This is a genomic window from Mesorhizobium sp. M1A.T.Ca.IN.004.03.1.1 (genome assembly GCF_003997555.1).
Taxonomy (GTDB): Bacteria; Pseudomonadota; Alphaproteobacteria; order Rhizobiales; family Rhizobiaceae; genus Mesorhizobium.
In genome coordinates, this window is sequence record NZ_RZTV01000021.1 from 18,614 (window position 1) to 28,766 (window position 10,153).

The window sequence follows — 10,153 nt, forward strand, 5'->3', positions numbered from 1 at the left end:
TAATTTTACGATCCGATAACTCACCGAGGGGAAACTCCGTGCTAAAGCTTTAACGCCGACCTGCCAAGGACGGCGCGCCGAGCCTTAGCCGCAGCTTTGTGCGCGCTCGCAATATTCGGTGCAAACGGTTGCGGAGAAGGAATTATGGAACGCCCCCAACTCGAAGAAGTGCCCGTCCTTTCCGAAAAGGAAATAGAGTGCATACTCTGGGCAGCCAGAGGGAAATCGTCGTGGGAGATAGGACGAATACTTAACAGGTCCGAAAACACTGTGAATTTTCATATAAAAAACGTAATGCGGAAATTGGACACGGGCAGCAGAACGGTCGCTGCTATGAAGGCGGTAAGCCTCGGGATTATCGAACTGGAGGAAGCGGTGAGCGCCGCCGAAGTGTCGTCCGGCGACGATTAGAGTCTCGGTCTTTTCTGTAAGGCCGCTGAGCCCCCAACTCGAATTGCGACGAAGCGGATTGCGCCAATAATCCCGTTATGGCTGCCGGGTCTCATAGTCGACCCACGAATGCGGCCTCGCAGTCTTGAACAACACGATGAGACAACGCCCACGGACCTGGGGAACGCGAGTTTTCGTCCATCGCATCCTCGGGCCGGGGTTGTGTTCACATTCATGAGGTGATCGAGAAGGCTGACCGGGAGGTTTTCCGCTGCGGGCGCGGTCTGAACCGCGTGGCGCAACTGCCCCAGTACTTTGGGGTCTTGGTGACTTGCTGCAGGACGGAACGGCCGAATAGGATTCGGGGCACAGCACCAGGGCCGACCACGCGTCATCGGAGGTTCAAGCTGCGCCAGCGCACAGTTCGATCTCAAACCGTACGATGCGGAGACCGCGCAGATGCCACCATGGCAGGCGCTGGCCGAAGAGACGCTCCTGATGCGGCAAAGCTGACAGTGCGCCTGAACCTCGACGAGGTTGGCGTAGACGAGTCGTTATGTCGTGGAGTCCTCGGCCCATCGGCGTCTGCACAATCTGAGAGCAGCCGAGCGCACCGGTCAACGGGAGGTCGCGCGCGTGATGGACGAGAAGATTCCGGCTCAATCATCTGGAGCGCCCTGCAGTCTGCGATGCGCCGTCGCCTGGTGAGTTGTGTGCGTCAAGTTCTGCAAAAATGGCGTGGCATTCAGCGGTGACGTTGGCGTGTCCGCCGCGCAGCCCCCGTGCCTAGCGGAGCGGCGGACACGCGGGCGGTGCTCAGGCGGCCAATGCCCTCAGGCTCTCCTTCTTGTGCTCGCGCAGATGCTCCATGTTGAGATAGCGGGTCGCCTCGAGCCAGTTCTCGTGGATTTCCACCGCCAGCGCCCGCAACGGCCGCAGCTGGCGCAGTTCATCGAGATGTGCCTCGTCGACCATGCTGACCGAGGGCCTACGGTGCCACGTCCGACTTCAGGTCCACCAGAGAACAAGATCCGGCCGCGCGAAGCCGAAAAAGCTGTTCAGCACCAGGCGACGCTTTCCGTCGCCTGATTGACCGGTAACCCCGTGAACGAAGCCGCCATCGATTAGGGCGATATCCCCGGCCTTGAGCTGGAACTCGCGGCACGGGACGGCCTCAAGATAGGCTGCCGAATAGGGATATCCAGTGGTCTCCACACCCTGCGACTTTCGGTCCGCAACTGTCGGCTTATGGCTCCAGAGCCTCAGATTGCCCCCGTGCTCGGACATGCTGGGATAGAGGTTGAGCGCTGCGACCGTATTGTGCGCCACCGCAGAAAGCTCGTAATCATCGCCAGCACGTAAGACTTGAGCGACATCGTCGTGGGGATCCAAGGAAAACGTGCCACTGCCTGACCAACTGAGAGCGCGACAGACGTTGGCCTGACCGCGTTCCGAACGGGCGAGCCGCAATTCAATGCCCTGGTTGTGAAGCTCTCGCTTCAACGCGCCGAATATTGCTCGGACCGGGTCAACCAAATTCTTAAAAAGGGCATCGACGTACGGCCGCGCGTTTTCGGCGTCTGCGAAATATGTGGCTGCATCCTTCCTGTAGTGAGATGCGCCGACATATTGTCCGGGCACACCATCTCTACGCTCTCTGAGACCGGAGCTTCCAATAAAATTCGTGGTGATCTCCTCGGCTACTTCGGTGCTGAAAGCTTGCTTGATGTGCAGAGCGGTAAGCTCACCTTTCAGGACCGAGATGATCTCCGCCGTGTTGATCGACCCGGTCCGTTCTTTGATCGAAACCGGCGAGATGGCTGGCACTTGAGATATCTGACTAGGCATTGTCTTGCTCCTGTAGTGCGTGTTCAAGGATGGTGATGCCACGATCGAGTTCGGCATCGGTGATGGTTATCGGCGGGAGGACTTTGATAACGTCGCGATTTGGCCCCGAGGATTCGATAAGAAGGCCATTTTCGAATGCGACATCGTGCACGCGGCCGACAACTGCCGGTGAACGGCATTTCAGGCCGGCCATCAGACCGCGACCGCGCTTTTGTTCGATGTACCGGGGGAATTTCGCAACGAGGCGATCGAGGTGCGTTTGCAGCCTGACGGCTGTCCGCTCGACACCTGCAGTAAATTTTCTATCCGACCACATCTTGCACATGGCTCCTGCCGTCACGAAGGCGAAATTGTTTCCTCTGAAGGTCCCGCTATGTTCTCCGGGCTTCCATATGTCCAAGTCGGGTCGAATCAGAACGATGGACAACGGACTACCTGAACCGCTTAGGGACTTAGAAAGACACACAATATCCGGTACGATTTTTGCAGACTCGAATGAGAAGAAGTCGCCAGTTCGGCCCGCACCTGCCTGGATGTCGTCGACGATAAAAACAATGCCATGCGTGCGGCAAATGCGCTGAATTTCCATGAGCCAAGCTGCAGATGCGGCGTTCATGCCGCCTTCCGCCTGGATGGTCTCCAGTATAATTGCGGCAGGCTTTTCTATGCCGCTCCCCGGGTCGCTCAAAACGTGGTCGATGTAACTGGCGGAATCGAAAGCTTGGCTCGAATAGCCGTCATAGGGAACACGGATCACATCGTGGCGAGCAACGCCTCCCAGTTCCCTGGTTGAGGCCGAGCCCGACACCGCTAGAGAGCCGAGCGACATGCCGTGAAACGCATTCGTAAAGGCCATGACGCTCGAGCGGCCGGTGTATTTTCGCGCCAGCGCCAGCGCCGCTTCGTTGGCGTTCGTGCCGGTCGGCCCGGGAAACTGAATCTTGTACGAAAGGCCTCTGGGTCTCAGGATCCAATCGACGAACCCTTCAATGAAGTCACGCTTTGCCGCCGTATGCATATCAAGCGACAGAAGAATGTTCTCACCGACGAGATATTCAATCGCAGGCGCCATGATATCCGGATTATTGTGCCCGTAATTGAGCGCCCCGGACCCGACGAGGAAGTCGATATATGCGTTACCGGTCTCGTCCCAGATGGTGGCCCCAAGCGCCCTCGCAAAGACCGCGGGAAACGACCGACCATAGCGACGAACGTTGGACTCATGGGCCGTGAAAGGGTCGGTGTTCATATTAAGTCCTCTGCACATAGGTCGTTCAAAGAAGAGAGCTGTTTAATGGCTAGTGGTTTGCGGTAGATGTTCGTCGTTTAACATTGAAAAGCAGAATGCCTGACGAAGCTTTGGTTGGTCGGTGATGCCAGGATCCTCATCGAATATTGTTGGGTTGCGTTGCCCTCCATTCGGATGCCTTCGGAGAATGTGCTGCAACAGGATGGCTTCTAAAGCTTCCGCGAAAGCACCGCTACTATGGCATCAGGTAGTTGACGTACCCACCCATCGCTACCCATAGCGCCTCCGGACAATGAATGGGTCCAAGGACGATTAGCAGGGTCGCGTCGCCAGAGGTTGTGTAGCTCGGCGGTAGCGAAGCCGCTCGCGAGCGCGCTCCTCAATAGCGCCGTAGCGAGCGAGCGGCTTTGCGGCGGTCACCGATATTCGCCGTTCAACCTCGGGCTGCGGACACCAACCTGATTCAAGAAACTATTTGATGACCGATGACACAGCGAAAGCCGCGCTCTCTTGGAGAAGACTGCGGATTCCGATCTCTTGCGCGAGATGATTGGCCCGAGCCGCCGGGTCAAGAGGGCGGGCCGCCGTGGGCGCCCTTGACGGAAAGCCCGTTCGTAGGCCAGGCGGAAGCAACCGGGAGACGTGCTGGCGAAGGGCCGCATCGATTTCGAGAACGTCCACTACCGCGACGGCAACCATCCCCGGCCGCAGCTGGGGCTGCTGCCTTCAGGCGAGTCGAAAAGGAGATCGTCCCAGAGGGTGAAGGCGTTGACGAGGTGGCCGTGAGTAAGCAATCAAGCGCTGATCGGGATCGACGAACGCTATTTCCGTCCGACCGAGGTTGACCTGTGATCGGCGTTACCCCAAGGCAGGCAGGCCGACAAGCTCGGTTGGAAGGCGAAGACCACTTTCGACGAGCTCGTCTCCGAAATGCTCGAGGCCGACTGCCGCGCCTACGGGATCATGCTGGCGTCACGCGAAAATGCGATGGCGTCGCGGGCAGGTGCATGTGTCGTGGGGCCATCCGCACTGCCAGGCACGCCCTCTCGGCCGGCATCCACTCAGGTCCGGTCGTTTGGGTCGGCGAATTCACACATCCTGCAAAGCAGAAAACCATCCGCTCCATTCATGCGGTCGACGATTTCGCGAAAAACTGGCTTTTCAAACAGAGCGGAGTAACCCTCATATAGAAGGTTGCCCAATACGTGACGCCGTTCAAAATCCATAGAGCACAGGGTAACGTCGCCGTTTGGAAGAAGAACATTCCGATACTGTCGTGCGTCCACGCAGGTTAGGGCTCCGACCACTGGCTGACGTGGTGCAACGATCTTAGGGTCGACGCTTCCACCCCTACTGCTCACCGGCCGCGCTTTTATCAGTGCTTCGGCAGGAATAATGTCGGCTATATCTGGGTGGGGCTCGCCCAAAGCCACGAATCGGATCAAGGGGATGTCCGCGTCGACGAGTTGACGAACCAGATCGCGATACTTGTCTCCGACCAGGCGGCTGTTCATGTAGGTGCCGTCATCGAAAACATGGACCACGAATACGCCCAAGCGCAAGGCTTGCAATCGCTGCAGGTCCTGCCCGTTCATTCCCACCAGCGTCGTAAAAATCCTGATGCCATGGCCTTTGGCGAAGGCGTGCTCCACCATTTCGGTGCAGTCCGGATTGAGCCAAGGTTCGGAGTATCCCGCAAAACCAATGTCGACGGAAGTCGGTACGCGGGCCAGACACCGCTTGAAATCTTCAAGACCCAGATGACTCGCATGAGACGCTTTTCTTTGCCGGACCGTGAACTTGTCCTGGGGACAATATGAACATCCTACGACGCATCCCGTGGTCGTCGTTATCTCCAAAACCCTGCCGGCTGTGTTTGCTGAGCGAAGTTCCGGCAAAATCACTGGTGATTACTCCCATCTACTTCCTGCGAAGCGCCACGATGGTGTGCCTTTGGCTTTTTGACACCGCCTGCTGATCTACCGAGGCAACGCAGCCATCTACCCTTTTTGGCAGCCTAAGCCGCCCGGTTCGCCGATTTGCCGGGCCGACTCTTCACAAAACTTCAAGCGCGTCGGACCAGAGACAGCATTGCATCTTTCGACGCATCACTCGCTCCGGAGATGTAGCCTCAACCGTTGATCGCTGGCCCGTCGCCGAGATGCGCGCACAGCACCCTCGAACCCGCCGGAGAGAAGCTTTCTGGATGAGGTCGATCATCCCTTACATCGAGCGAGTTCCGTCTTCTCATGCGGCTTAGCCCTCACACTATATTGCCGCACCTCGACCAGCAAAGGCCGTGCCAGTGCCCTTGGCGCGCAGTTACTGCGTGATAGCTTCAAAAAGCCCGATAGGCCCAAGACGCTCCGCTGTTTTGAACCCGACATGTTTTCCGACGGCTGTCACATTTTGGACACACATCACTCATGCGTCAGTCGCTTAATACGGAATGGTATGCTGAGTTCGCTTCGCTGAGATTGGGCGGTCATGACAGGGTGGTGTTCAATGTCACCGATTCCCTGGAAGGAACGCCACCATGACCAAGACTGAAGATAAATCCGCCATAGCAGCGTCAACGACATTTTGCTTTCGAACCCGGATGGATTGAACGAGGTGATCCGCGCGGTGATGCAGGAGGTGCTCGAGGCCGAGATGGACGAGGCGATGGGTGCTTCGAAGAGCGAGCGCACGCCGGAGCGTCTCGGCTATCAGTCGCGCTACTGCGGGCGGAGAACTAGACTAGCTGCGCACCTACTGCCGTTCGATAATCCCAAGTTTCAAAGCCTTTACAGCAGCTAATGTTCTGCTGCGCGAATCCAACTTCCGCATCACGTTTTTTAAATGGAAATCTACCGTATATCGTGATATTTCTAAAATAGTTCCGATTTCCCAAGACGATTTTCCTTGTGACACCAAATCAATGCACTGTATTTCTCTCGGAGACAGGTTATGAACTTGTTCCGACGCAGTCGTAGTGTCGAACTTCGTAACCATCAGATGAAACCGCAGCGCGGCCATTTGCAGGTAGGTGATCGCTCTATTCTGCAATTCGCAGTCCGAGGATTGAGCAAAACTCATAAAACTAAAGCTGTCATCTGGGCCATGTAATGGGAGGGTAACGCCTGACCTCAAGCCGAATGTTGCTGCTTCGTCCAAGACGCGGCGTCCATCTTCAGTTATGCTTTCATCGGTATACACCTCGCTCCATAAAAGGCCCCCGCCTCCTTTCGACCTTTCTTGATGAGTGGGTCTATTTTGGCATAGCCCATTCTCGAGTAGCGCTCCTGCCATTCAGCAGGATAATTCCACATCACCACAGAATCCTCTCGGTTCGGCTTGAAAACCCTCTGTTCTGATGCGAGCGGCCCATAGGCAATCCACGGGCAATCGAAATTCAGCGCAAACGCAGACAACAGTTCGAACAACTGTTCGGATTGAGCGATATCATCAGTCATCTCGAGGAATAGGTCTAACTCCACCGCAATCCGCGGGAGTTCCATGATGTCTCCTTCATTGCGTTCTCATTGGTGCACAGTTTGCTCCAACCCAGCCTCGCAACATCCGAAGTCAACGGGACTCGAGCCGGAGTTCCTTCCGCCACCTGGAGTACCCTCAAGAGTCGTGCCAGCTTGCGAGCGAAGCTTCTTCTTCAGGTCCTCAATCGACTGGGGGAGGTACCCAGGAGGCGAACCGAACAGCACTGTGTCGGGGAGCGCACAATCCGACAGTCGAGCATTCGATTGACGGAATATGGGCAGGAAAGTATTCGCGGCGCGCTTTTGAAATCAGCACCTAAGTCCCGGGCCTGAGAAAGCTGCATTGCAACTGTACTTATTTGATCGAGGCAAGAACAAGTTCAAAATTCAATCGATACATCGACCTTCTTTTCCAATCTCCCGAGTTGGGCAGCCGTAGCAATCGTATTCGACTGGATGGCGGCTGACTTTCTCCAGGCTCGGTAACCTGCTGAATTTGTCCTTCGGATGTTCCCGCTCAGTTGGCACGACTTTTGAACATCACCGTCGTGAGGCGGCAGGAGCTGCCCGCCAAAATTGATGCTGTTATGGGGGAGGCCGAAAATTCCAGTTTTGTCTTTTAACGTCTTTGGGACCGAGCGTGTTGATGCGCCCGCTTGGAAACTATGAAACGTTTCCCCGTCCATGGACGCGGCGCCACTGGTCGCGACGTACTCGCCTTCACTGTCCGCCACTGGAGCCGGCAGCCGGTGCGGCTCGCGATCATCACGGCTGCGATGCTTGCCTCCACGCTGGCTGACGTGCTGATGCCGGTCTATTCAGGTCGTCTCATCGATGCTGTTGCAGGTGGCGCTGCTGTGGCAGCACCAGCCTGGCATTCGGCCCTTGCAGCCTTCTCTGTACCGATTGCATTGGCACTCGGTGGCATTGCCATGCGCCACGTCGCCTTCATTGGCCTGAGCGACCTGGTGTTGAAAATGATTTCCGACGTCGCGACCGAAGCGTTCCATCATGTGCAGCGCTTTTCGACAGACTGGCATGCAAACAGCTTCGCCGGCTCGACAGTGCGCAAGATAACGCGCGGCATGTGGGCGCTCGACCTCCTCAACAGCACGATACTCGTCACGCTGCTCCCGTCGTTTGTCATCTTGATCGGCTCGACGGTGCTGCTCGGCTGGCACTGGCCGGTCATGGGCGTGATCTTTGCTTGCGGCTCTCTCGTCTACCTTGCGTTTTCGATTTCGCTGTCGCTCGGCTATGTCGCGCCAGCGGCGAGCCTTGCCAACCGATGGGACACAAGGCTCAGCGGCGCGCTTGCGGACGCGGTCAGTTGCAACGCTGTGGTCAAGGGCTTCGGCGCAGAGGTTCGCGAAGACGAGCGGCTTGCAAATATCATGACGAAATGGCGGCACCGCGCGCGCCGGAGCTGGGTGCGCGGAACGATCATCGGCTCAACCCAAGGCGTAACTTTGGTTGCGCTCAGGGTGGCGGTGGTCGGATATGCCCTGCTTCTGTGGTCGCATGGACAGGCAACGCCGGGCGAGATAGCATATGTTCTCACGTCCTTCATCGTCCTGCAGGGCTATCTGCGTGATGCCGGCATGCATGTCCGCAACGTGCAGCACTCGGTTAATGATATGGAAGAACTGGTGGCCATCCACAATCAGCAGGTGGATGTTGCCGATCGTCCAGAGGCCAAGCCGATCCGGATCACGAACGGCCGTATCGATTTCGAGAACGCCCACTTCCGCTACGCCAACCATCCCCTGCCGCTCTATAGCGAATGTTCGCTGTCGATTGAAGCTGGCGAAAGGGTTGGGTTGGTTGGACCCTCCGGTTCCGGCAAGACAACATTCGTGAAGCTGATCCAGAGACTCTACGACCTGAGCGGCGGCCGGATCCTGATAGACGGTCAGGACGTCTCGGAGGTGACCCAAGAGTCCCTTCGTTCGCAGATCGCGATCGTGCAGCAGGAGCCGATCCTGTTTCACAGGTCGCTTGCCGAGAACATCGCCTATGGCCGGCCTGGCGCGAGCCAGGCCGAGATCGAGCAAGCGGCACGACTGGCAAGTGCCCACGAATTCATCGCGCCCCTGCCGAAGGGCTATGGGACATTGGTCGGCGAAAGGGGTTTGAAGCTCTCCGGCGGCGAGCGCCAGCGCGTGGCGATCGCGCGCGCCTTCCTCGCGAACGCGCCGATCCTTATTCTGGACGAGGCCACATCGAGCCTCGATTCGGAATCCGAGGTGCTCATTCAACAAGCGGTGGATCGGTTGATGGTGGGCCGAACCACACTCGTCATCGCACACCGGCTGTCGACGGTCCGCTCGCTCGATCGGCTGCTCGTCTTCGACCGTGGCCGCATCATGGAGGACGGCGATCATGCCGCCCTGATCAATCTCGATGGTGGCATTTACCGCCGCCTCTTCGAACGGCAGGCGTTGGAACTCGCGAAGGGCCTGGCCTGATCGCTAAACCGGCTTGCGCGATGCGCCGAGCCGTTGCCGGAGAGGGGTGTGGCAGTGACGAGCGGCGGGCGTTAGGCGGCAAAACCAGCACGGCCGGAACTGTCCGCCAAACGGGCGAGCGGGAATGCACCACGTCTAAGCTTCGGCGAATGCGCGCAGTTACACGCGGGCACCGAATTGTCGCGCCTAACGGCGCACGCACCAAAAGGGCGGGAATGTCGACGGCCCGGGAAGAGTGCGGCCCTCGCCGTTACCCACATTTCGCCAAAGGAAGCGAAGTCAACGCACATTGAGAGGGCGGTGCTTCCCGGCCGGCCGGGATCCCTGTCGCTGGCCCAACCTACCGCACGCTGGCCACGTCAACGGTTCAAAGTCCCTTCGGTTCGCAAAGTCGTCCCCTTGGAGACCCGGAAGCGCAGGAGCTCCGACCGCAGTCTTCGCTCAACTCTGGCCATCTGCTCCGGGATTGGATTCCGTTCCCTTGCTAGCACAGTGGCAGCTGAGCACGAACTCGCCGGCCCCGTGTCTTTCGATTACGGCCAACGGGCTTAGGAAGAGATTGGATTCGCCGGCCCTCTGCGGAGCGAATGAACAGTTCTACAGATCATCGACGTCCGCGAAAAAGAGCACGCAGCCGAAATAGCAGGCCTGAAGCAGCAGCGAACAGGCCAGCGTCGTGACGACTGCCACACGGATCGAATCCAAAGCGAAGTAAACCATCG

The 10,153-nt window shown here is 57.7% G+C and carries 7 protein-coding genes and 4 pseudogenes; 3 read left to right on the plus strand and 8 right to left on the minus strand.

Features of this window, described 5'->3' with window-relative positions:
- Positions 1–165 precede the first annotated feature (165 nt).
- A pseudogene (locus EOD29_RS29535) lies at positions 166–411 on the plus strand (helix-turn-helix transcriptional regulator); the annotation flags it as partial.
- A gap of 795 nt (positions 412–1,206) precedes the next feature.
- On the opposite strand, the pseudogene EOD29_RS36150 reads toward EOD29_RS29535, so the two are convergent.
- The 5 genes and pseudogenes from EOD29_RS36150 to EOD29_RS29555 form a co-directional block, all read right to left on the minus strand.
- Positions 1,207–1,329 (minus strand): annotated as a pseudogene (locus tag EOD29_RS36150) (IS256 family transposase); the annotation flags it as partial.
- Positions 1,330–1,398: 69 nt separating this feature from the next.
- On the minus strand, positions 1,399–2,238 hold the full coding sequence (locus tag EOD29_RS29540) for a hypothetical protein (RefSeq protein WP_127248684.1): 840 nt from the start codon (positions 2,236–2,238) through the stop codon (positions 1,399–1,401).
- Positions 2,231–3,487 (minus strand): diaminobutyrate--2-oxoglutarate transaminase, encoded by a 1,257-nt coding sequence (gene ectB, locus EOD29_RS29545; RefSeq protein ID WP_127248685.1) that lies wholly within the window; start codon positions 3,485–3,487, stop codon positions 2,231–2,233. Before ectB ends, EOD29_RS29540 begins: the two co-directional genes overlap by 8 nt.
- Positions 3,488–4,548: 1,061 nt before the next feature.
- On the minus strand, positions 4,549–5,391 hold the full coding sequence (locus EOD29_RS29550; RefSeq protein ID WP_127248686.1) for a radical SAM/SPASM domain-containing protein: 843 nt from the start codon (positions 5,389–5,391) through the stop codon (positions 4,549–4,551).
- Positions 5,392–5,618: 227 nt separating this feature from the next.
- Positions 5,619–5,722 (minus strand): annotated as a pseudogene (locus EOD29_RS29555) (aminocyclopropane-1-carboxylate deaminase/D-cysteine desulfhydrase family protein); the annotation flags it as partial.
- Positions 5,723–6,023: 301 nt separating this feature from the next.
- Here EOD29_RS29555 and EOD29_RS29560 point away from each other — a divergent pair.
- A pseudogene (locus tag EOD29_RS29560) lies at positions 6,024–6,217 on the plus strand (transposase); the annotation flags it as partial.
- A gap of 21 nt (positions 6,218–6,238) precedes the next feature.
- On the opposite strand, the gene EOD29_RS29565 reads toward EOD29_RS29560, so the two are convergent.
- Together EOD29_RS29565 and EOD29_RS37470 are read right to left on the minus strand one after the other, a co-directional pair.
- Positions 6,239–6,778: a LuxR C-terminal-related transcriptional regulator gene (locus EOD29_RS29565; protein WP_245475476.1), complete on the minus strand. Its 540-nt coding sequence runs from the start codon at positions 6,776–6,778 to the stop codon at positions 6,239–6,241.
- Positions 6,664–6,987, minus strand: a complete 324-nt coding sequence (locus EOD29_RS37470; RefSeq protein ID WP_245475477.1) for an autoinducer binding domain-containing protein — start codon at positions 6,985–6,987, stop codon at positions 6,664–6,666. The genes EOD29_RS29565 and EOD29_RS37470 overlap by 115 nt, the downstream gene beginning before the upstream one ends.
- Positions 6,988–7,628: 641 nt before the next feature.
- Between EOD29_RS37470 and EOD29_RS29570 the strand changes: the two genes are divergently transcribed.
- A complete protein-coding gene (locus tag EOD29_RS29570; protein ID WP_127248687.1) occupies positions 7,629–9,431 on the plus strand; it encodes an ABC transporter ATP-binding protein in 1,803 nt (600 codons plus the stop codon).
- A 597-nt stretch (positions 9,432–10,028) separates the two neighbouring features.
- Here the strand turns inward: EOD29_RS29570 and EOD29_RS29575 are convergent.
- Positions 10,029–10,151 (minus strand): exopolysaccharide production repressor protein, encoded by a 123-nt coding sequence (locus EOD29_RS29575; protein ID WP_127248688.1) that lies wholly within the window; start codon positions 10,149–10,151, stop codon positions 10,029–10,031.
- Positions 10,152–10,153 lie beyond the last annotated feature (2 nt).